Source organism: Ruegeria sp. BG10 (assembly GCF_056538575.1).
The window spans coordinates 165,460-183,839 of record NZ_JBQFTI010000008.1; the positions used below are offsets into that span (position 1 = coordinate 165,460).

An 18,380-nucleotide genomic window follows, 5' to 3' on the forward strand; every position below is an offset into this window, starting at 1 on the left:
GCTAGAAGCCCGCCAGTTTCTTGTGCAGATGACTGACCGTGCCGTCGGTATCCGTCATGGTCACATCAACCGCCTGCGCGCGGCTGGGGACTGAAATGCCGACCCTCGGATTCTCGGACAGGGAAATCGAGCCGGTCATTTGAATGTAACCTGCACCGTCAAGGTCGATATCCACGGTTTCCACGTAACGCATCGGGATGAAAAGAAGCGAAATCTGATCCATCTGCATCCCGGAATGCGACGGGTGGTCGATGTTCAGATCCATCTTGTTCGCGCGACCCGTACTCAGTTGGGACAACCGGGTCAGCGTGTTCAGCGCCGGAACGCGACCGACCAGTTCGGCCTCCATCGTTCCCAGGTTTTCAAGGGCCAGTTTCGGGTCGGTTCCCGGTGGCGCAGCGCACGCGCCGAGGCCGGATGTTTTGACATAGGTCTCTGAAACCCAAAGGCGTCCGTCCGTCATTTCCGCGATCACATGCATGGGTGTGGGCCCGTTCACCCGCATGGTCACATCGAAATAGAAACTGGGTAGCGGTTCCTCCAGTTCGAACACGGCGGAAACCGGCATCGGGTTTTCATCCAGCACCAACGTCACTTTTGCGACTTCGGTTCCCTGTGGCGCAACCACCTGCGCGGCCAGTTCCGCCCGTGCATCGTCAGGGGTCCGATAAGGGGCCTCAATCGCGATCAGCGCGTCCCCGTTCTGCATGGGGCGATCACCGTACAGCAGCGCGCGCACGTTTTCCCAGGCTTCTCCAGCCGCCACGGCAGGGGCCGCAGACACCCAGATCAAAGCTGCCACCAGATGAGAAGACTTCATTGCATTCCTCCTCCCAGAAAACTGCCGAAGGCGCGAGGACCGTCACAGGTTTCCAAAATTTCTACCACAGTCAAAGCCTCGGGGTCCACGATGCTGACTGTGTTGTCGAACCAGTTTGCGACAACCAGCAGGTCCTGTTCTGCGGTCGCGTCGATGCCTTCCGGGTATTCCCCAACGTCGATCAGGCCCTCTGGTTCGAGTGTCTCAAGCGAAATTACACTGAGCGTATTGGCATATTGGTTTGTCACAAATGCCCGGCCTTGGGCAAAAGCAATACCGTAAGGGCGCTCGCCGACCTGAACGGTTGCGATGACGGCTGCAGCGTCAAGGTCCACAACGCTGACATCATTGCTTCCGACATTGCCGACAAACAGCCGCCCGTCCGGCGCGAAGCGCAGTCCAAAGGGGCGTATGCCAACCGGAATCTGGTGCAGGGGTTGCAGGGTTTCGGCGTCAAATACCGAGACCTGATTGGCATCCTTGTCCGCCGACGCCACAAATCGCCCATCATCTGATACCGAAATGCCTGCCGGGGCCAGCCCGGTCGGCAGGTCGGCCTGAACCGACAGGGTTTCGCTATCCAGAACCCAAATCCGGGCATTGTACCAATCGCTCACAAACACCCGCCTGCGCTGCGGGTCCAGGGCAATCCCGATCGGACCGCCATCCAGCGTGGCCTGGGCAATCGTTTCCCCAGTCTCTGCTGAAATGCGCCGCACGTGTTTGCTGTCGGGGGAGACTGTGAACACAACGCCGTCTTGCCCCACCGCCACGCCAGCGGGTTTGCCGGGCAGGGGCCAGCGTGCGGTTTCGCGCAGGTCCGCAAGCTCGATTCGGCTGAGTTCTTCGCCATTCTGACAGGTGACAAAGGCCGTTTCAGCCGAACCGGGATCAGCAAGCAGCGGCATCAGCAGGATCAGGCCGCAATCAGCTCGCCGCACCGAAACGCTCGACCAGTGCATCCAAACCTGCCTGATACACGCCGGTCACAGCCGCAATCGCGGCTTCGTCGTTCAGTTCGGGCGGCGGATCATTGTTCGGATAGCCGCGATAGAACGCACCGCGCCATTCGACAATCGACCCGCCCCCATCGCGCGGCTTGACCGTCAGGTGGGACGAGTAGTTGGTGACCGGCAGAACCTCGACCGCGACCTCGGTGATCCGGTAGGAATAGCTCATCTTTTCGTCGCTGAACTTATAGAGGACCTCGGCAATGGTCGGCCCGCCCTCTTGCCCAAGAGTCAGCAGGCGGGTGGCGTCGATTGCATTGCCGCCATTTCCTTCGGTCGAGAACACCGCAGGGTGCCAGGACATGTCGTCGAAATTGCCGATGGCGGCCCAGATCTCGTCCGGTGGGGCGGCAACTTCGGTGGTCAGGGTGACTTTTTGCCGGGTCGGGCCGTGGGCCCAGACGGCGACCGGAGCCACAGCGGCGGCGGTTGCCGCAAGAAAGGTTCGTCGCTTCATTCGGTATCCTCCCTAGCTGCGCCGATGGCTGGCCCAAGCGGGTTGCACTGCCAGCACGGATCGGCACGCGACCAAGCAAGCCCTGTCCTTCCCGAACACCTGTCATTTTGACGGGCACGGCGGGAAACAGAAGCAAGTTCAATCGCATACGTGCATTCTTAAAAAATAAGAATCGAGGTTAATGATGAAGCTGTTAGGCTTGAGATCACAACACGGCCAAAAGTATTGGTTCCGTTTTGCAGCGCATTGCGCTGAAGAATAAGAGCCTGCCGAAAAACTGGCAGGGACCGGGAGGACATCTTGAACATGAACGCGCTGCCGCTTTTTGCGGCACTCTTTTGGTGTGTTTCTGCGATAGACGCAGTGGCGATTGATGTGAAAGCAGCGGTCCTGAGGATCGACTATCCCAGCCTGCTGCCGATCTCTCGCTACGATTTGAAACCCGATGATCTGGGCTTTGCCGGTGCATCGCTTGGAACCGAAGACAACAGCACCACAGGTGGCTTTCTGGGCCACACATACGAAACAACCACGGTGGCCACTCTGCCCGAACAGGCCGATGAAGCGATGGATCAGATTCTGGCCAATGGGGTCAGGCTGATCATCCTTCTGGCCGATGCGCCGGATGTCTTGCGCCTGACGGACAAGGCGGCCGAGGCTGGTGCGCTTGTGTTCAACGCGTCGGCCCCGGATGTCGATCTGCGGGGTTCGAACTGCCGTGGCAACCTGCTGCATATCGCGCCGTCGCGGGCGATGAAGGCGGATGCGGTGGCGCAGTTTGCGGTCTGGAAGAAATGGAGTGATTGGTTCCTGCTGGCAGGGTCAAACCCCGACGATACGAAGCTGGCCGATGCCTATCGCCGCGCCGCCACCAAGTTCGGCGCGAAGCTCGTCGAGGATCGCGTTTTTGAGGATACCGGCGGCTCTCGTCGTACGGATTCGGGCCATGTTCTGGTGCAGCGGCAATTGCCTTTGGATACGCAGGACGTTCGGGACCACGACGTGGTAATCGCGGCGGATGAAAGCGATTATTTCGGGCGGTATCTGTCCTATCACCTCTGGACCCCGCGCCCGGTGATGGGGTCGGGCGGTCTGCGCCCGGTGACGATTCATGGCGCGCATGAGGCCTGGGGTGCCACGCAGTTTCAGACCCGTTTCGAAGACCTGACCGGTCGCTATGTGCGGCCTGAGGATTACAATGTCTGGCTTGCCCTGCGCGTCATCGGCGAAGCGGTCACACGCGCCAATACAGCCGAGCCCGACGGGGTGCGGGACTATGCCCTGTCGGATGAGTTCGAACTGGCGGCGTTCAAGGGCCAGAAGGTGACCTTTCGCGATTGGAACGGGCAACTGCGCCAACCGATCCTTCTGTATGACGGCTCGATCACCGTCAGCGTCAGCCCGCAGGACGGGTTCTTGCATCAGACATCACCGCTCGACACGATGGGATTGGACCGCCCGGAATCCAACTGTCAGGCATTTGAGTAACCGGAGGACTTGATGAAACGACTATTGCTGACCGCTGCTCTTGCCGCCCTGACTACAGGCCCCGTGCTGGCCGGTAAGGCCTTTGTGTCGAACGAGCGGGGCAACACCATCACCGTGGTCGATACCGAGACATGGGAGGTGTTGACCGAGTTTCCCGGCGGCAACCGCCCGCGCGGTATCACTGTCAGCCCGGATGGCAAAAAGCTGTATGTCTGCGCCTCGGACGACAATATCATCCGGGTTTTTGACACCACGACCTACGAAGAACTGCCCAGCCTACCCTCGGGCCCAGACCCGGAACTGTTCATCCTCGAACCCTCGGGCAAACGGCTTTACATCGCCAATGAAGACGACAATTTGGTGACGGTCACGGACACAGAAACCCGCACAATTCTGGCCGAGGTTCCGGTTGGGGTCGAGCCCGAAGGCATGGGGATGAGCCCGGATGCCAAATTCGTGGTCAACACGTCCGAGACCACCAATATGGCCCATTTCATCTCGACCGAGGACTATACGATCAAGCACAACGTGCTGGTCGATCAGCGCCCGCGCTACGCGCAATACACGGCAGACGGGACGCGGCTATTCGTGACCTCGGAAATCGGCGGCACGGTGTCGGTAATGGACATTGCCGAAGACGGCACGCCCACGGTTGTCGGCAAGATCGGGTTTGAAGTGCCCGGCGTTCAGCCCGAATGGCTGCAACCGGTGGGGGCCAAAGTCACCTCGGATGGCAAGCGTCTGTTCATTGCGCTTGGACCGGCAAACCGCGTTGCGGTTGTGGATGCGCAAAGCCTTGAGGTGCTGGATTACATCCTTGTGGGGCAGCGTGTCTGGCAATTGGATTTCACGCCGGATGAAAAATACCTGCTGACCACAAACGGCAATTCTAACGACATCACGATCATCGATGTGGCTTCAGAAAAGGCAATCAAATCGGTTCAGGTCGGTCAGCAGCCCTGGGGCGTGGTGACAATCGACTAAGGTTCTGGGAGGGACGGGAATGAAAAAGTTCATGATCGCGGCGATGGTTGCAATGTCGGGCGGGCCGGTTGCCGCAGCCCCGCTCTGCGACGACCTTGGGTTCGCCGGGCTCTTGGCCAAGTGCAATCGTGGCGACACCATCAAGCTGACGCTGGCCTCGGGCCAACCCCTGGGCGAGGATGTGGTGCTGCAATCCGGTGCCTATTACAAGCTTGAGATCACGGCGGACGGCTCGGCGGAACTGGCCATAGAGGGGCCATCCTTCTTTCGGGCAATCTGGATGAACGAGATTGTCATCAACAAGATCGAAATCCGCCCTATGGCCGTGGACAGTATCGAATTTGACAAGGCAGGCGTCGCCGAGCTGTCCTTCATCGCCATCAAGCCCGGCAGCCATGAAATACGTATTCCCGGCTCCACCGGAGACTCGCAACGCATCACGGTCAGCATTCAATAACGAAAGGACAGAAGATGAAGAAACTTGGCATAGTGGTATTTGCAGGTGTTCTAGCGGCTCCGGCGTTGGCAGATGAGTTGGATGCCGAAACCGTAAGCAAGATCGAGGCCTATCTGGCGTCGATCGAATGTCAGATGGACCCTGACGACATCGAGGTCGAGGATGACGGCTACGATCTGGATGATGTGATCTGCAAGGGCGGCAATCAGTTCGACATCAAACTGGACAAGGACCTGAACGAGGTCAGCCGCAGGGCTGAGTAACGCGAGGACGGGATGACAAAGCTGTTCGCGATCTGCGCTGCGCTGGTTCTGATGGCGGGGGCGGCTTTGGCCGAAACCCTGCCGACCATTCGCGCCGCTGTACTGAAAATCGGCACCGTGAATTGGGAGCTTGAGACCATCCGGCAAAATGGTCTGGACAGGAAACACGGCTTTGTCCTCGACGTGCAGCCCTTTGCCGACAACGGCGCGACCCGTATCGCCGTGGAAGGGGACGAGGCCGATCTGGCCGTGGCAGACTGGATCTGGGTTGCCCGGCAACGGGCGGCAGGCAAGGATTATGTATTTATCCCCTACTCCAAAGCCGTCGGCGGTGTGGTGGTGCCGGCCGACAGCCCTGCGCGCACTCTCAAGGATCTGTCCGGGGGCAAGATCGGAATTGCCGGTGGGCCGCTGGATAAATCCTGGCTGATCCTGCGCGCCTATGCGGCGCAGGAATACGGCATGGACTTGAAGGCCGACACCGAACAGGTCTTTGGTGCGCCGCCGCTAATCTTCAAATCCGCACTTGGCGCCGACTATGCCGGTGCGATCAACTTCTGGCATTTTCTGGCCAAGATGAAAGCGTCAGGTATGCGGGAACTGATTTCCGTAGAAGACGCGGGGCAGGCGCTTGGCCTGGATACCGATACGCCCTTGCTGGGGTACTATCTGAAGGAAAGCTTCCTGGCAGATCATCCCGATCTGGCACAAAGCTTGTTCTCGGCCAGCCGCGAGGCCAAGGATTTGCTCGCAACCTCTCCTGACGCGTGGGAGGCGATCAGGCCGCGCATGAACGCAAAATCGGATGCGCAATTCGAACAACTGAGAGCCGATTGGATTGCGGGCATTCCGAACCGGGATCCGGTGGACACCGAAGCGGCCAACAGAATGCTGGCCTTGATGGCCGAACTGGGCGGTGCTGAACTGGTGGGTGACGCCACAGCGGTACCGCAGGGTCTGTTTGCGGACGTGGACTAGCCGCCAATGCCGGATCCGCGCCTCACGCCGCTGATGTCTATCGGGTGTCTGGTGCTGCTCTGGGTGGTTGCCGCCTTTCTGACCGCAGACCCGCAAATCCTGCCACAACCCTGGGATCTGATCCCTCGGTTCCAACAGGAACTCGGCACCGGAGAGTTGCAGCGCAGTATCGGGGCGACCCTGCTGCGGGTGATCTGGGCCTTTGCGCTGGCCATGGCTTTGGGCGGCCTCATCGGCCTGTCCATGGGCCGGTCGCCCGCCGTCAACCGATGGCTGGACCCATGGCTGGTGATTTTTCTGAACCTGCCCGCACTGGTTCTGATCGTGCTGTGTTACCTGTGGATCGGGCTGACCGAGGCCGCCGCGATCACGGCAGTGACGCTGAACAAAATTCCCAATGTCGCGACCATCCTGCGCGAAGGCGGCCGAGCGCTGAACCCGGACCTCGACGCGATGGCGCAGGTTTACCGGGTGCCGCGGTGGACACGTCTGCGGCATGTGATCCTGCCGCAGCTTGCGCCCTTTATCGCCGCTGCCGCCCGGTCGGGCCTGTCGCTGATCTGGAAAATCGTGCTGGTGGTCGAGTTTCTGGGGCGCTCATCCGGTGTTGGCTTTCAGATACACCTCTATTTTCAACTCTTCGATGTCGCGATGGTGCTGGTCTACGCGTTTTCCTTCATCGCGGTGATGTTGCTTGTGGAATGGCTGATCCTTCAACCGTGGGAGCGCAGCGCCCGCAGGTGGAGAGCCGCATGATCCGCATCGACATCCGGCAGAAACGGTTCGGTGCGGACCCGGTTTTGGGGCCCATAACGTTCGAGATCAACGCGGGTGAGACGGTCGCCCTCATCGGTCCGTCCGGTATCGGCAAGACGACATTGCTGCGCCTTGTGGCTGGTATTGATCCCGATTTTGACGGGCAGATAGGGCGCCTTGACCAAACGGCAATCGTGTTTCAGGAACCCACCTTGCTGCCATGGCGCAGCGCATTGGACAATCTGAGGATCATCCATCCCGACCTGTCCCAATCCGAGGCCGAGGCCGCGCTGGGTTCGGTTGGATTGAGCAACAAAGGCGACCTGTTTCCGGGTCAATTGTCGCTTGGACAGCAGCGGCGCCTGTCCCTCGCACGCGCCTTTGTCGGCCAGCCAGAGCTGCTGATCATGGACGAACCCTTTGTTTCGCTGGACGCCGAAACAGCCGACGCGATGCTGACGCTGACCGAGCAACTGATGGCGCGACACCACCCGGCGACGCTGTTCGTCACCCATTCGAGGACCGAGGCGGAACGGCTTGCAGATCGGGTCCTTGAGCTAAAAGCCACCCCGCAAGGTGCAGTTTTGGCCTAGCGGGTCATTCAGTTGTTTCGGCCACCGCACCGGGTGCCACGCGATAGGCGAACGGTGCATCAACGCTGGCTGCGTGCTGGTTGGCCTGATCCTGCAGCGCCTGATGATGCGGAGATTTGACACAGACCGGATCGGTTGCGCTGGCATCCCCGACCAGGGCCATGGCCTGACAACGGCACCCCCCGAAGTCGATGGTTTTGCGATCGCAGCTTTGGCAGGGTTCCGGCATCCAGTCGGTGCCCCGATAGGTGTTGAACGCCGCGCTGTGATACCAGATGTCCGACAGCGGCTTATACTGCACCCGGTCAAAAGATAGATGCGGGATGGATTGGGCCGCGTGGCAGGGCAGCACCTGCCCATCGGGCGTCACGTTCAGACCGCTTGTTCCCCAACCTCCCATGCAGCGTTTGGGGAAATCCTCGTGATAGTCTGCGGGCACATAGTCGATCACAAGCGCGCCCTTCAGGGCATGTCTGGCCTCATCAACTTGCTGCGTGACCACCTGCGCCTGCTCCCGTGTCGGCATCAGTGCATCCCGGTTCTTCAGCGCCCAGCCGTGAAACTGAACCGTTGCAACTTCGATCCTGCGTGCGCCCATCTCCTGCGCCATTTCAAGCGCTCGGGGCAATTGGTGGGCGTTGTGGCGATGCAGGACAAAGTTCAATGTCAGGGGGAACCCTATATCCCTGATCCATTCGACCGCTTTCATCTTGCGGTCGAACCCGCCGCGATAGCCGCCGACCTTGTCCGCCATTGCAACATCGGTGCCTTGTAGAGACAGTTGGATATGGTCCAGCCCGGCGCGATCCAACTCGTTCATGCGGCGCTCTGTCAGCCCGATGGCCGAGGTGATCAGGTTGGTGTAAAGCCCGGCGTCCCGCGCCGCAGTCACCAATTCCACCAGATCGCGGCGCGACGCCGGTTCGCCACCGGACAAGTGCAATTGCAACACCCCCAACGCGGCGGCTTCCTGAAACACGCGCGCCCAGGTGTCCGTATCCATCTCGCTGTCCTGCTTGGCCATTTCGACCGGGTTGGAACAATACGGGCAGGACAGGGGACAGCGATGGGTCAGCTCGGCGAGCATGGCGATAGGGGGTGCAGATTTAACCATTACGATACGTCCAGAAAACGCCGGGCGCGCAGGGCATCAAGGAAACCCGAACTGTCCTCGGCGATCTGATCCACCGGGGCATTGTATTTTTCGGACAACGCGGTTGTGATCTGTTCGAAGCTGCGCTGGCCGTCCACCTCGTTCAGAATGGCGTGTCCGATCTGATCCAGCGTCACGGCCCGTTCCGGGGCCAACAGCACCCAGTTTTCCCGCACCTTGTCAAAATGCAGGCGCACGCCACGGGGCAGGGTAGGGATGTCTGCGGCCTGCATCACGACGCCTGCCGCATCAGCAGCCCTGTGCCGGGCTGCCACGCACCGGGGGGGAGACGCGCGGGTTCCACATACGCCCCCCAAAGGGCATCCAGTTGCGACCACAGTATATCCGTCTTGAAGATCAGCGCCTTGGCCGCCGCGTCCTGTTTTTCGGCCGTATTCGCCTTATCCAGAACCCAGGCCAGACCAAAGGCCACATCCTTAGGCGCTTCCTTCAGACGGTTCCTGAAATAGGACAGGGAGCTGTCATCGGCGAAATCGTAGTGCTGCAGCAGACCTTCAATTCGGTCGGCATGAATCTTGGGGGCAAACAACTCGGTCAACGAGGCGGCAACGGCTTCGAGCAGAGTTTTCTCGCGCACATAGCGAACATAGGCATCCACGGCGAATTTCGTTGCGGGCAAGACACCCTCGCACGAGGCGACATAGTCGGGATCAAGACCCACGGCCTCGGCCAGACGCAACCAACGTCTGATGCCGCCTTCGTTTTCTTCGGTGCCGTCATGATCCTCGATCCGGGACCGCCATGCGCGCCGCAGTTTCGGATCCTCGACGCGGGACATGAAGGCGGCATCCTTCATCGGGATCGAGTGCTGATAGTAATATCGGTTGATGACCCAGGCACGCACTTCATCCGGCGTACAGTGCCCGCCGTGCAGACGGTCATGAAACGGGTGCAGATCGTGGTAGCGTTCCGCGCCGATCTGACGCAGGCGGGCTTCGAAGTCTTCGCGGCTTTGGGTCATAGAGCGATCTCCATCCCATCCTGTCCAATTGTCCAGCCTGCGGCCTCGGCCGCCGCTTTTTCTACGCTGTCGGGGCGCAGAACCGGATTGGTGTTGTTCATATGGACGAATATTTTCCGCCCGATCTTCATATCGGCAAAGCTGGCGATGGACCCGTCGTCGCCATCCATCGACATGTGGCCCATACGCTTGCCGGTTTTCTGACCCAACCCCGCGCGCACCATTTCATCATCCTGCCAGAGAGTTCCGTCAAAAAACAGCAAATCTGCACCCTCAAGCGTGGCCCGCAAGTCCGGTGTCAAAGCGGCACAGCCCGGAATGTAATAGGCGGTTTTACCGCCCGCCTTCAGCGCGACACCGACGGTTTGTTCGCCCACCAGATCGGTCTGCACATGCTCACCTTCCAGATACAAGGGCACCTTGCCGGGAACGGGGAACAGTGTCGCCTGCAAGCCGGGAACCATCTCAAACGGCTGGTTCAGAGAAATCGACGTGCGTTCCACAACCGACGCGTTCAACGCGTCGAAAATGGGGTTCTGCGCAATCACGTCCTGAATGCTCTGCGTCGCGAACAGGTTGAAGGGCTGCATCTCGCGAAGTGTCAGCAGCCCCGCGACATGATCGATATCGCCGTTTGTGACCAGAACCGAGTGAATGGGCATCTCACGCAACCCCGTGGGAAACAGAGGTTCTGTGTTGCTCAGTTGGTGTCGTATGTCCGGAGACGCGTTCAAGACGGCCCAGTTTTGGCCGTCAGGAGACACAGCCAAAGACGACTGTGTTTGAGCTGGTATTTTTCCGGCTCTGGCGAGAACGCAGTTCTTACATCCACAATTCCATTGCGGCAGGCCGCCGCCAGCAGCGGCCCCAAGTATTATCGCGCGCAACGTCATCTAGTGTTGGCGCCAGGTCTGAGATCAGATCAGGCCGCCGCCGCGCTCATCATCATGATCCGGGCCGTACATGTTGATTTCCATGCCGCACTCGATCTCGCGAATAATCGGTTTACTCCAGGCCATAACGGGCTCCTCCTCTTGGAATGTCCTTGAAAGCAATCTGGCAGGTAATGGGGGTCAGAGCGAATCTTAATTTGTAAGAACAGGGTAGACTTTGGTGGGTATTCATCCGTCGTCGGGCAGCGGTGCGCGACCCAATATACAGAAGCCCTGATTGCGTAGTGTCTTGATTTCAAAACCGAAATCATCCGCACCAAGCTTCCTGCGCAGATATCCGATATAGACATCGACCACGTTTTCGTTACTGGACCCTTCCTGCGACCAGAGCGTGTCGAACAGTTCTCCCCGCGAGATGGGCGACCCCGCCTTGCTGTTGAGCAAGGCCAGCAGATCGAACTCGCGTTCCGTCAGGGCGACGGATGTGTCGCGGATGGTTATGGTCCTGTTCTGTGGCGATATCCGGGCCGGGTCGGGGTGTTGGGACCGCGCGCGATGTTCCTGCACCTGCAACCGTGCGACAAGCTCGCCAAAGCTGAACGGTTTGACAACATAGTCGTCCGCCCCTGCGTCAAGCCCGGCGGCCCGGTGGTCGACATCGGATAGGGCAGACAGCATCAGAATAGGGATCGAAACTCCGATTTCGCGCGCGGATCTGACCAGTTCGATCCCGCTATCCTCGCCCAGCATGACATCGACAATCGCGCCAGAGTACGCGCCACTCTGCAATCGCTCCAACCCCTTGTCGGCCCGGTTTTCGAACTCGGCATCATAGCCGTGCAGCGACAGGCCCCGCACAAGGGCCGAGGCGATTTTGGGGTCGTCATCTATGATCAGCAGTCTCGACGCCATGCGCGTATCCTATGCCTTTGCCCGGGGTAATCGAATGCAGACATTTGTACCGGGCGCGGAGCCCATCGCCTGATCTTTCAGCACCGGACTGGTCAGGGTGATCGTCCCCTCATGGGCCTCGACAACCCAAGCCGCGAGGGCAAGACCAACGCCAAAGCCCTGCCGATTGGCCGTCCCGCCCTGAACGAACCTCTCAAAGATCTGGCCTTGCGCCGCTTGCGGGATACCGGGGCCGTTATCCGTCAGCGAAATCACAACCGCTGTATCGGATTGCGCGGCGCGCACGGAAATCACCTTTCCGGTCCGAGCGTGCCGGATGGCATTGCGAATCAGGTTCAGAAGCACTTGCCGCATCCAGTTCGGATCGCAGGTCAGCGCGCAATCCGGGGTCTCACCGGCATCCAGTTGCATGTTGGCGCTGTCGATTTCCGGTTGAATGTCCTGAATTACCGTTTGCAACAGCTCCGGCAGGGCGACGCTGCGCGGGTCCAGCGCCAGTTCGCCACTTTCCGACCGTGCCACGCGCAGCAGGTCATCAATGCGCTGGTTCAGTTTCGCCGCACTGCTTTCTATGGTTGCCAAGGCACCCGGCGCGCTTTCAGCGTCCTGCTGGCCGATCTGGGATTCCATCATGATCACGGTCAGCGGCGTGCGCAATTCGTGGCTGATATCAGCAAAAAACCGACGGCGGTTTTCATCTATTCTGGACAGGGTCTGGTTCGCGGCGCTCAGTTCCTCGGTGCGCCGTTCAATGGTTTCGTTCAGACGGTCCCATTCAGCCTCGATCTCGGTCTGGCGGTGTTTCAAGGCGGCGGCCATTCGGTTTGTCTCGCCATAAAGCTGGCCGATTTCGTCATTTCGGGTGTCCGGCAAGGTCACCGAAAACTCGGCTTTGCCGACCTGCTCGGCAGCCGCGCGCAGGCGGTCCAGACGGGTGAACTGAGGGCGGATCAGGCCAAAATAGAACCAGACCGTACTGAGGATGGCAAAACCGGCAAACCCAAACGCAATCCATGTCAGGGTCAGGCGGGTTTGTTCAATCCCGGCGAGGATGGTGTTGCGAAACAGGACCTCGGTGTTCACGGCCTGGCTGAGCAACGGATCGAAACCCGAAGCGAAGGAGTCGACATAAGCCCGCAGATGTGCCTGATCCGCGTTGGGGTCGCTTAGACCTTCGAGCGTGTTGCTCAGCAGCGCCTCCATCCGCGCCAGGCCCAGCGACTGCGTGCCATAGCGGGATTGTTCATCCAGTCCCAGATTCTCGACCGCAGCCACCGCATCTTCGACATCCCCGCGTAGCTGCTCAAAGGTCGCTCCAATCTGGCCACGGATCGGCTCCAGCCTTTCAAGCCGGACATCGGCAGGCTGGCCGGTCTGAACGGCCTCGGTCGCGATCACCAGAAATGTGGCGGCTCGGGTGGACAGTGCCGCGTACCGCGCCATGCGGGTTTCCGAGGCCAGCGCAGTATCCAGCCGGTTGGCGACCGTTTGCATCCCCAAGTACAGAACCGCCGCCGTCAGCAGGGTTCCCGAGCCCAAAACCACGGCACCAATCCCCAGACGGGTTTTCAGCAACAGGCTGCGGCGGGTGGTTCTGGCCGTTCCGGTCATGACTTCCGCTTCATCAGTCCACGGGCGGGGTCATATCCCCAGACAGCGATCAGACACAGAATGGCAGTCGATGCCAGCACCCAGAGCAATGCGCCCCAGTTGATCTGCAGGTAAAGCAGAAACCGGATCAGCTCGACTACGTGGGTGAACGGGTTTAGCGCGCAGATATCGCGCAACAGCGGCGAACTTTCGGCCAGTTTCCAAAGCGGATAAAGCGCGGAGGACAGAAAGAACATCGGGAAGATGATAAAATTCATCACGCCGGCAAAGTTCTCTAGCTGTTTGATGAAACTGGACAGCACCAGCCCCAACGCGCCCAGCATGAGCCCGCCCAATATGAGGCCTGGCAGGACGGCAATGTAACCGGGCAGGGGCAGGAGGATACCGAAAAGCGCGGCCAGCGCCAGAAAGGTATAGACCTGCAGGATTGAAATCGCCGTTGATCCAAGCAGGCGGCAGAACAACAGCCACCAGCGCGGGAAGGAACTGGTCAGCAACAGGCGCATCGACCCCATCTCGCGGTCATACACAAGGCTGAGCGAGCTTTGCATGCCGTTGAACAGCAGAACCATCGCGCAAAGGCCGGGGACGATATAGGTCTCGTAGGTGATGTAGGTCTGATAGGGCGGGATAATCGAAAGCCCCAGTGCGGCGCGAAAGCCTGCGGCAAAGATCAGCAGCCACACCATGGGCCGGACCAGCGCGGCCAGAAAGCGTTCGCGCTGATGGATGAAGCGCAGAAACTCACGCCCGATGATCGCGCGCGCGACGCCCCAGAACCCGCTCATGCCGGAACCTCGGTCTGCGACAGGAACCAGTCGGACAGGGTCGCTTGCCCGCGCAGGTCGCCCGTTTGCCCTGCGGCCAGAATGCGGCCGCGATGCAAGACCAGCAATTGGTCGTCGTCGCGCACCTCATCGGTCAGGTGGGTCGCCCACAGGACACAAAGACCCTGCGCCGCCAGATCGTGAACCTGATCGGTAATGGATTGTCGGGCCGCGGTGTCCAGGCCGACAGTTGGTTCATCCAGCAACAAAACGCTTGGATCATGCAGCAGGGCACGGGCCAGTTCCATCCGGCGGCGATGCCCGCCATTCAGCGCCCGGACCTTTTCATCAGCCCGCTCACGCATGTTCAGACGGTCCAGCGCGGCGTCGATACGTGCAGGCATCTCGGGCCGGGGCAATCCGTGCAGCGCCGCGAAATAGTTCATGTTCTGGCGCACCGTCAGGCTGAGGTCGAGGGTCGGCTGCTGAAACACCACACCCAGCCGGGCCAAAGCCTTGCGCGGCGCCCGGCGCAGGTTGTGGCCCGCCACGCTGATCTCGCCCTGTGGGGCGACCAGCAGGCGGGTCAACAGCGAGACCAGCGTCGATTTTCCGGCTCCGTTCGGGCCCAAAAGCGCGCAGAAGGTACAGGGCATCACATCGAACGATACGACATCCAGCGCAGTTTTTGCGCCGTAGTGAAAGCTCAGATCGCGGACGGCGAGGCCGGGGCTGGCCCTCTCTGGCGACTTTGCATGCGGCATCTAACCCTCGGTCCTGACTTTGTAATCTGAACAGCAGCTTGCATGTTCGGCGCGGTTTTCTCAACTGCACATGCGGATGCCGGACCACGACTTAAGTATGCGAAGGCTCACGAACTTGTTATGTAGGGGCAGAGCGGCGTCAGGGCTAACATCTCTGACGTGACAGACAGAAAGGCCCGCCATGACCCTGACCCGGCGCGACGCGATGCAGGTAAGCCTGTGGGCTTTGCTGTGCCTTGCGGCACCGGTTCGGGCGCAGCACATGGTCGCTGTACCAACTTCTGCAACGCTGGAAGACCTTGTCGCAGCCTTTGCACCCGACGGGCCGATAGAGGACAATGGCGTGATCCTGACCTTGCCCACTGTCGCCGAAGACGGTTATCGCGTTTCCGTTTCCATCGACGCGCCCGGCGCGCAGGATGTTCTGCTGGTTGCGCCCGGCAACCCGGTTCTGCCGGTGCTCAAGGCCACGTTCGGCCCCCTGGCGGGGTCTCAGGCGATTTCAACCCGGATGCGTCTGGCCCAGACACAGGACGTTCTGGCCCTTGCGCGTATGCCGGATGGCGATGTCCACCGTGGCCATCAACCGGTCTCGGTCGTCGTCGGCGGTTGCGCCTGAGCGCGGGAGGGGACAATGGCGTCAGGTGTCAAAACCCGCATAAAACTGCCCAAGGAAGTCCGGGCAGGCGAGGTCATTACGATCAAGACATTAATCACCCACCGTATGGAATCCGGCCAGCGTGTCGACCAGGAAGGTAACCCCATTCCGCGTTCGATCATCCATCGGTTCCTGTGCACGTTCGAAGGCGAAATCGTTATCGAACTTGAGATCGGGCCCGGCATTTCGACAAACCCGTTCTTCGAGTTTCAGGCCCTCGTTCCCGGCCCGGGTGTGTTTACCTTCGCATGGTATGACGACGATGGCGCAATCTATACTGACAATCGCGCAATCACGGTGGTTTAGGAATGCCGACGAAAGTGTCGGTTCTGATACAGGCCTGAATTTGCAAGCGTTGGGTGTTACTGGGGTTTTAGGATGGAGTTGAAATACCTCAACCTGCTCGTGCACGGATGTGTTCTGTGTTTGCCCGGTCCTGCTGCGATGGCCGAGGGCACAGTCGCGTCGGCGCAGGCCGATCTGGAACTGGGCGGGTATCTGTCGGCGGAATGCGTGACCTGTCATCAGAACACCGGGCAGACCGATGGAATTCCGAAGATTTCGGGGATGAACCCTAAGGACTTCGTGGCGGCCATGCTGGCCTACAAACAGGACGAACGCGAACATCCCATCATGCAGATGATGGCCGGGCGACTGAACAACGACGAAATAGAGGCGCTGGCCGCCTATTTTGGCACGATTGACTAACAACGCAGAGCGGGAGGGAGACCAATGACATTGGATCGGCGTAAATTTCTGGGCACTGGTGTCGCCGCCACGGGCGTGTTGTCGGCCCCTGCCGTGTTGTCAGAGGGCAGCGGAAAGCCCCGCGTGGTTGTCATTGGCGGCGGGGCCGGTGGTGCAACTGCGGCGCGCTATATCGCCAAAGACAGCGACGGCGCGATTTCGGTGACGCTGATCGAGCCTTCGAAAGTCTATTTCAGCTGTTTCTTTTCCAACCTTTATATCGGCGGCCTGAACTCGATCGACGATATTGGTCACACCTACGGGGCGCTTGCTGCCAATTACGGGATCAACGTGATCCATGACTGGGCCGTCGGCGTGGATCGCGCCGGCAAGACAGTGGCGCTGGCCGGAGGCGCGGTTCTTCCCTATGACAAGCTGATCATCGCCCCAGGCATCGATTTTGTTGATGGTGCGGTGGAAGGATGGGACGTTTCCGCGCAGAACAGGATGCCGCATGCCTACAAAGCGGGATCGCAGTCCGAGCTTTTGCGGGCGCAGATTGAAAACATGCCCGAAGGCGGCGTTTACGCAATGGTCGCGCCGCCCAACCCCTACCGCTGCCCGCCCGGACCATATGAGCGTATTTCGATGGTGGCCCATGTGCTGAAGGCTACCAACCCCACCGCCAAGATCGTCATTGCGGACCCAAAGCCGAAATTCTCGAAAATGGCGTTGTTCGAAGAGGGCTGGGGCACGCACTACCCCGGCATGATCGACTGGATCGGAGAAGATTTCGGTGGCGGCAATGTCTCGGTCGATCCGGACCAGATGACGCTGACGATTGATGGCGAAGAACTGGCCGTGGACGTCTGCAATGTCATCCCCGCGATGAAAGCGGGGCATATCGCCGAACTGGCAGGCGTGACCGAGGGCCGGTGGGCCCCGGTGAACGCGGCTGATATGTCATCAAAGCGTGATCCGGATGTTTACGTTCTGGGCGATGCCAGCCAACAGGGCGACATGCCAAAATCCGGGTTTTCTGCCAACTCACAGGCGAAGGTGTGTGCCAATGCGGTCCGCGGGGCGTTGACCGGCTCGCGGGTGTTCCCGCCCCGCTACGCCAACACATGCTGGTCGCTGATTGCAGTCAATGACGGGGTCAAGGTTGGGGCGACCTACGAAGCGACCGAAGAGAAAATAGCGCGCGTTGATGGCTTCATCAGTCAAACCGGGGAATCTGCCGAAACACGTCAGTTTACATACGAGGAATCGGTTAACTGGTATGCCGCGATCTCGGAAGACATGTTTCACTAGCTGGTTTTGTCATAGAATTTCGACCCCTTTCGATCGTCCAGGGACGCAATCGCAGCGCGGGGGCTTAACCTAAGCGGCCCCCTTTCTGAATGACTTCGATCTTGTAGCCATCGGTATCGGTGGCAAAGAAGAACCGGGCGACAGGCGCTCCTCTGGGGGTGAAGTCGACAAGGTCGCCGACGTCATGTCCCTTTGATGTCATCGTCGCGTGATGCTCGTCTGCATCCTCGACGACAAACGCCAGATGCGCGTAGCCGTTGCCCATGTCTTAAGGCTCGGCCCGGTCCTTGTTCTGGGTCAGTTCAAGCTCGAATCCGCTGTGCGGGTTCGTCAGGTAAGTAAGGCGAAAGCTCTCGAAATCCAACTGATCCGCGACGTCGAGGTCAAACGCATTCCGGTACCAGGCGATGGCTCGTTTATCATCGAGAACCCAGATGCAGGAATGGATCATTTTTGTCATCTGAGATGTCCTCGTGCTCGGCGACCGATGCGGTCTTTTACATCTGATGCGAAATCCTCATACCGCCGAAGCGATGTCACATCGACCTGCACGTGATGGCCCATCTTCTGCATGATCGGCAGATCAAGCAGGATTTTGTCCAGCGCATCCGGGGACTCGACATCGGCAATTGCCAGCACCTTGCGTTCGCCGACCACTTTCCAAAGGTCCTTCACGACCCCGGCGGACGTTGCGCCCAAGGCGGCGTCGGCTTCTTCGGCCCAGACGCCAAACAGGCCTTGCTGCTGCATGGCGGAATCGTATGGGGCAAAGGTGGTAGGCCATTCCGCATCGGCCAGATCGTGTAGACCAGCAGGGCGGTCCGCAACATCGG

General features: G+C 59.8%; 26 protein-coding genes. 11 read left to right on the forward strand and 15 right to left on the reverse strand.

Annotated elements, in window-relative coordinates; genetic code table 11:
• Position 1: 1 nt before the first annotated feature.
• The 3 genes from ACR0D8_RS21335 to ACR0D8_RS21345 are packed head-to-tail and all read right to left on the reverse strand — an operon-like array spanning position 2 to position 2,287.
• Complete coding sequence (locus tag ACR0D8_RS21335) at positions 2-820, reverse strand: quinoprotein dehydrogenase-associated SoxYZ-like carrier (protein WP_480649549.1); 819 nt, start codon at positions 818-820, stop codon at positions 2-4.
• A complete protein-coding gene (locus tag ACR0D8_RS21340) occupies positions 817-1,782 on the reverse strand; it encodes a beta-propeller fold lactonase family protein (protein ID WP_480649550.1) in 966 nt (321 codons plus the stop codon). Before ACR0D8_RS21340 ends, ACR0D8_RS21335 begins: the two co-directional genes overlap by 4 nt.
• Complete coding sequence (locus ACR0D8_RS21345) at positions 1,748-2,287, reverse strand: SRPBCC family protein (RefSeq protein WP_480649551.1); 540 nt, start codon at positions 2,285-2,287, stop codon at positions 1,748-1,750. The genes ACR0D8_RS21340 and ACR0D8_RS21345 overlap by 35 nt, the downstream gene beginning before the upstream one ends.
• Positions 2,288-2,593: 306 nt before the next feature.
• Between ACR0D8_RS21345 and ACR0D8_RS21350 the strand changes: the two genes are divergently transcribed.
• Genes ACR0D8_RS21350 through ACR0D8_RS21380 form a run of 7 tightly spaced genes read left to right on the forward strand, consistent with a single transcriptional unit; the run spans position 2,594 to position 7,806 of the window.
• A complete protein-coding gene (locus tag ACR0D8_RS21350) occupies positions 2,594-3,775 on the forward strand; it encodes an ABC transporter substrate-binding protein (protein WP_480649552.1) in 1,182 nt (393 codons plus the stop codon).
• 12 nt (positions 3,776-3,787) lie between these two features.
• Positions 3,788-4,759, forward strand: a complete 972-nt coding sequence (locus ACR0D8_RS21355; protein ID WP_480649553.1) for a YVTN family beta-propeller repeat protein — start codon at positions 3,788-3,790, stop codon at positions 4,757-4,759.
• A 19-nt stretch (positions 4,760-4,778) separates the two neighbouring features.
• A complete protein-coding gene (locus tag ACR0D8_RS21360; protein WP_480649554.1) occupies positions 4,779-5,216 on the forward strand; it encodes a cupredoxin domain-containing protein in 438 nt (145 codons plus the stop codon).
• Positions 5,217-5,230: 14 nt separating this feature from the next.
• The gene (locus ACR0D8_RS21365; RefSeq protein ID WP_480649555.1) at positions 5,231-5,479 is read left to right on the forward strand and encodes a PepSY domain-containing protein; all 249 of its coding nucleotides are present in this window, start codon (positions 5,231-5,233) and stop codon (positions 5,477-5,479) included.
• Positions 5,480-5,491: 12 nt separating this feature from the next.
• Positions 5,492-6,457: an ABC transporter substrate-binding protein gene (locus tag ACR0D8_RS21370; protein WP_480649556.1), complete on the forward strand. Its 966-nt coding sequence runs from the start codon at positions 5,492-5,494 to the stop codon at positions 6,455-6,457.
• Between the two features lie 6 nt (positions 6,458-6,463).
• Positions 6,464-7,213, forward strand: coding sequence for an ABC transporter permease (locus ACR0D8_RS21375; RefSeq protein ID WP_480649557.1), 750 nt, complete (start codon positions 6,464-6,466; stop codon positions 7,211-7,213).
• Positions 7,210-7,806, forward strand: coding sequence for an ABC transporter ATP-binding protein (locus ACR0D8_RS21380; protein ID WP_480649558.1), 597 nt, complete (start codon positions 7,210-7,212; stop codon positions 7,804-7,806). The genes ACR0D8_RS21375 and ACR0D8_RS21380 overlap by 4 nt, the downstream gene beginning before the upstream one ends.
• 4 nt (positions 7,807-7,810) lie before the next feature.
• On the opposite strand, the gene pqqE is transcribed toward ACR0D8_RS21380, so the two are convergent.
• The 9 genes from pqqE to ACR0D8_RS21425 form a co-directional block, all read right to left on the reverse strand.
• Entirely contained in the window at positions 7,811-8,920 is a 1,110-nt protein-coding gene (pqqE, locus tag ACR0D8_RS21385) for a pyrroloquinoline quinone biosynthesis protein PqqE (RefSeq protein ID WP_480649559.1), read from the reverse strand.
• Entirely contained in the window at positions 8,920-9,192 is a 273-nt protein-coding gene (pqqD, locus tag ACR0D8_RS21390; RefSeq protein ID WP_480617118.1) for a pyrroloquinoline quinone biosynthesis peptide chaperone PqqD, read from the reverse strand. The genes pqqE and pqqD overlap by 1 nt, the downstream gene beginning before the upstream one ends.
• Complete coding sequence (pqqC, locus tag ACR0D8_RS21395; protein ID WP_480649560.1) at positions 9,192-9,941, reverse strand: pyrroloquinoline-quinone synthase PqqC; 750 nt, start codon at positions 9,939-9,941, stop codon at positions 9,192-9,194. Before pqqC ends, pqqD begins: the two co-directional genes overlap by 1 nt.
• Positions 9,938-10,834, reverse strand: a complete 897-nt coding sequence (gene pqqB, locus ACR0D8_RS21400) for a pyrroloquinoline quinone biosynthesis protein PqqB (RefSeq protein ID WP_480649561.1) — start codon at positions 10,832-10,834, stop codon at positions 9,938-9,940. Before pqqB ends, pqqC begins: the two co-directional genes overlap by 4 nt.
• A gap of 24 nt (positions 10,835-10,858) precedes the next feature.
• The gene (gene pqqA, locus ACR0D8_RS21405; protein ID WP_480473037.1) at positions 10,859-10,960 is read right to left on the reverse strand and encodes a pyrroloquinoline quinone precursor peptide PqqA; all 102 of its coding nucleotides are present in this window, start codon (positions 10,958-10,960) and stop codon (positions 10,859-10,861) included.
• A gap of 102 nt (positions 10,961-11,062) precedes the next feature.
• Positions 11,063-11,746 (reverse strand): response regulator transcription factor, encoded by a 684-nt coding sequence (locus ACR0D8_RS21410; RefSeq protein WP_480649562.1) that lies wholly within the window; start codon positions 11,744-11,746, stop codon positions 11,063-11,065.
• A 9-nt stretch (positions 11,747-11,755) separates the two neighbouring features.
• Entirely contained in the window at positions 11,756-13,357 is a 1,602-nt protein-coding gene (locus ACR0D8_RS21415) for a sensor histidine kinase (protein ID WP_480649563.1), read from the reverse strand.
• Positions 13,354-14,145: an ABC transporter permease gene (locus tag ACR0D8_RS21420; RefSeq protein WP_480649564.1), complete on the reverse strand. Its 792-nt coding sequence runs from the start codon at positions 14,143-14,145 to the stop codon at positions 13,354-13,356. Before ACR0D8_RS21420 ends, ACR0D8_RS21415 begins: the two co-directional genes overlap by 4 nt.
• On the reverse strand, positions 14,142-14,888 hold the full coding sequence (locus ACR0D8_RS21425) for an ABC transporter ATP-binding protein (protein ID WP_480649565.1): 747 nt from the start codon (positions 14,886-14,888) through the stop codon (positions 14,142-14,144). The genes ACR0D8_RS21420 and ACR0D8_RS21425 overlap by 4 nt, the downstream gene beginning before the upstream one ends.
• Positions 14,889-15,069: 181 nt before the next feature.
• On the opposite strand from ACR0D8_RS21425, the gene ACR0D8_RS21430 reads away from it, so the two are divergent.
• The 4 genes from ACR0D8_RS21430 to ACR0D8_RS21445 all read left to right on the forward strand — a co-directional run bounded on the left by ACR0D8_RS21430 (position 15,070) and on the right by ACR0D8_RS21445 (position 17,547).
• Complete coding sequence (locus ACR0D8_RS21430) at positions 15,070-15,507, forward strand: thiosulfate oxidation carrier protein SoxY (protein ID WP_480649566.1); 438 nt, start codon at positions 15,070-15,072, stop codon at positions 15,505-15,507.
• Between the two features lie 15 nt (positions 15,508-15,522).
• Complete coding sequence (soxZ, locus tag ACR0D8_RS21435) at positions 15,523-15,852, forward strand: thiosulfate oxidation carrier complex protein SoxZ (RefSeq protein WP_480649567.1); 330 nt, start codon at positions 15,523-15,525, stop codon at positions 15,850-15,852.
• 72 nt (positions 15,853-15,924) lie between these two features.
• Positions 15,925-16,254: a c-type cytochrome gene (locus ACR0D8_RS21440; protein ID WP_480649568.1), complete on the forward strand. Its 330-nt coding sequence runs from the start codon at positions 15,925-15,927 to the stop codon at positions 16,252-16,254.
• Between the two features lie 24 nt (positions 16,255-16,278).
• Positions 16,279-17,547 carry an FCSD flavin-binding domain-containing protein gene (locus ACR0D8_RS21445; RefSeq protein WP_480649569.1) on the forward strand — a complete coding sequence of 423 codons (1,269 nt, stop codon included), beginning with the start codon at positions 16,279-16,281 and terminating at the stop codon, positions 17,545-17,547.
• A 64-nt stretch (positions 17,548-17,611) separates the two neighbouring features.
• Here ACR0D8_RS21445 and ACR0D8_RS21450 read toward each other — a convergent pair whose 3' ends face one another.
• The 3 genes from ACR0D8_RS21450 to ACR0D8_RS21460 all read right to left on the reverse strand — a co-directional run.
• On the reverse strand, positions 17,612-17,812 hold the full coding sequence (locus ACR0D8_RS21450; RefSeq protein ID WP_480649570.1) for a VOC family protein: 201 nt from the start codon (positions 17,810-17,812) through the stop codon (positions 17,612-17,614).
• A gap of 3 nt (positions 17,813-17,815) precedes the next feature.
• Complete coding sequence (locus ACR0D8_RS21455) at positions 17,816-18,007, reverse strand: VOC family protein (protein WP_480649571.1); 192 nt, start codon at positions 18,005-18,007, stop codon at positions 17,816-17,818.
• On the reverse strand, positions 18,004-18,380 hold a 377-nt coding region (locus ACR0D8_RS21460; protein WP_480649572.1), incomplete at its 5' end, for a muconolactone Delta-isomerase family protein. The genes ACR0D8_RS21460 and ACR0D8_RS21455, both read right to left, overlap by 4 nt.

Excerpts from the sequence above, each read along its gene's own strand:
- ACR0D8_RS21450 (WP_480649570.1), bottom strand. The coding sequence starts at position 17,812 with ATGGGCAACGGCTACGCGCATCTGGCGTTTGTCGTCGAGGATGCAGAC.
- pqqA (WP_480473037.1), bottom strand. The coding sequence starts at position 10,960 with ATGGCCTGGAGTAAACCGATTATTCGCGAGATCGAGTGCGGCATGGAA.
- ACR0D8_RS21355 (WP_480649553.1), top strand. The coding sequence starts at position 3,788 with ATGAAACGACTATTGCTGACCGCTGCTCTTGCCGCCCTGACTACAGGC.
- ACR0D8_RS21370 (WP_480649556.1), top strand. The coding sequence starts at position 5,492 with ATGACAAAGCTGTTCGCGATCTGCGCTGCGCTGGTTCTGATGGCGGGG.
- ACR0D8_RS21335 (WP_480649549.1), bottom strand. The coding sequence starts at position 820 with ATGAAGTCTTCTCATCTGGTGGCAGCTTTGATCTGGGTGTCTGCGGCC.
- ACR0D8_RS21445 (WP_480649569.1), top strand. The coding sequence starts at position 16,279 with ATGACATTGGATCGGCGTAAATTTCTGGGCACTGGTGTCGCCGCCACG.
- pqqC (WP_480649560.1), bottom strand. The coding sequence starts at position 9,941 with ATGACCCAAAGCCGCGAAGACTTCGAAGCCCGCCTGCGTCAGATCGGC.
- ACR0D8_RS21380 (WP_480649558.1), top strand. The coding sequence starts at position 7,210 with ATGATCCGCATCGACATCCGGCAGAAACGGTTCGGTGCGGACCCGGTT.
- ACR0D8_RS21410 (WP_480649562.1), bottom strand. The coding sequence starts at position 11,746 with ATGGCGTCGAGACTGCTGATCATAGATGACGACCCCAAAATCGCCTCG.
- ACR0D8_RS21415 (WP_480649563.1), bottom strand. The coding sequence starts at position 13,357 with ATGACCGGAACGGCCAGAACCACCCGCCGCAGCCTGTTGCTGAAAACC.
- pqqE (WP_480649559.1), bottom strand. The coding sequence starts at position 8,920 with ATGGTTAAATCTGCACCCCCTATCGCCATGCTCGCCGAGCTGACCCAT.
- pqqB (WP_480649561.1), bottom strand. The coding sequence starts at position 10,834 with ATGACGTTGCGCGCGATAATACTTGGGGCCGCTGCTGGCGGCGGCCTG.
- ACR0D8_RS21375 (WP_480649557.1), top strand. The coding sequence starts at position 6,464 with ATGCCGGATCCGCGCCTCACGCCGCTGATGTCTATCGGGTGTCTGGTG.
- soxZ (WP_480649567.1), top strand. The coding sequence starts at position 15,523 with ATGGCGTCAGGTGTCAAAACCCGCATAAAACTGCCCAAGGAAGTCCGG.
- ACR0D8_RS21440 (WP_480649568.1), top strand. The coding sequence starts at position 15,925 with ATGGAGTTGAAATACCTCAACCTGCTCGTGCACGGATGTGTTCTGTGT.
- ACR0D8_RS21430 (WP_480649566.1), top strand. The coding sequence starts at position 15,070 with ATGACCCTGACCCGGCGCGACGCGATGCAGGTAAGCCTGTGGGCTTTG.
- ACR0D8_RS21340 (WP_480649550.1), bottom strand. The coding sequence starts at position 1,782 with ATGCACTGGTCGAGCGTTTCGGTGCGGCGAGCTGATTGCGGCCTGATC.
- ACR0D8_RS21360 (WP_480649554.1), top strand. The coding sequence starts at position 4,779 with ATGAAAAAGTTCATGATCGCGGCGATGGTTGCAATGTCGGGCGGGCCG.
- ACR0D8_RS21365 (WP_480649555.1), top strand. The coding sequence starts at position 5,231 with ATGAAGAAACTTGGCATAGTGGTATTTGCAGGTGTTCTAGCGGCTCCG.
- ACR0D8_RS21455 (WP_480649571.1), bottom strand. The coding sequence starts at position 18,007 with ATGACAAAAATGATCCATTCCTGCATCTGGGTTCTCGATGATAAACGA.
- ACR0D8_RS21350 (WP_480649552.1), top strand. The coding sequence starts at position 2,594 with ATGAACGCGCTGCCGCTTTTTGCGGCACTCTTTTGGTGTGTTTCTGCG.
- ACR0D8_RS21425 (WP_480649565.1), bottom strand. The coding sequence starts at position 14,888 with ATGCCGCATGCAAAGTCGCCAGAGAGGGCCAGCCCCGGCCTCGCCGTC.
- ACR0D8_RS21345 (WP_480649551.1), bottom strand. The coding sequence starts at position 2,287 with ATGAAGCGACGAACCTTTCTTGCGGCAACCGCCGCCGCTGTGGCTCCG.
- pqqD (WP_480617118.1), bottom strand. The coding sequence starts at position 9,192 with ATGCAGGCCGCAGACATCCCTACCCTGCCCCGTGGCGTGCGCCTGCAT.
- ACR0D8_RS21420 (WP_480649564.1), bottom strand. The coding sequence starts at position 14,145 with ATGAGCGGGTTCTGGGGCGTCGCGCGCGCGATCATCGGGCGTGAGTTT.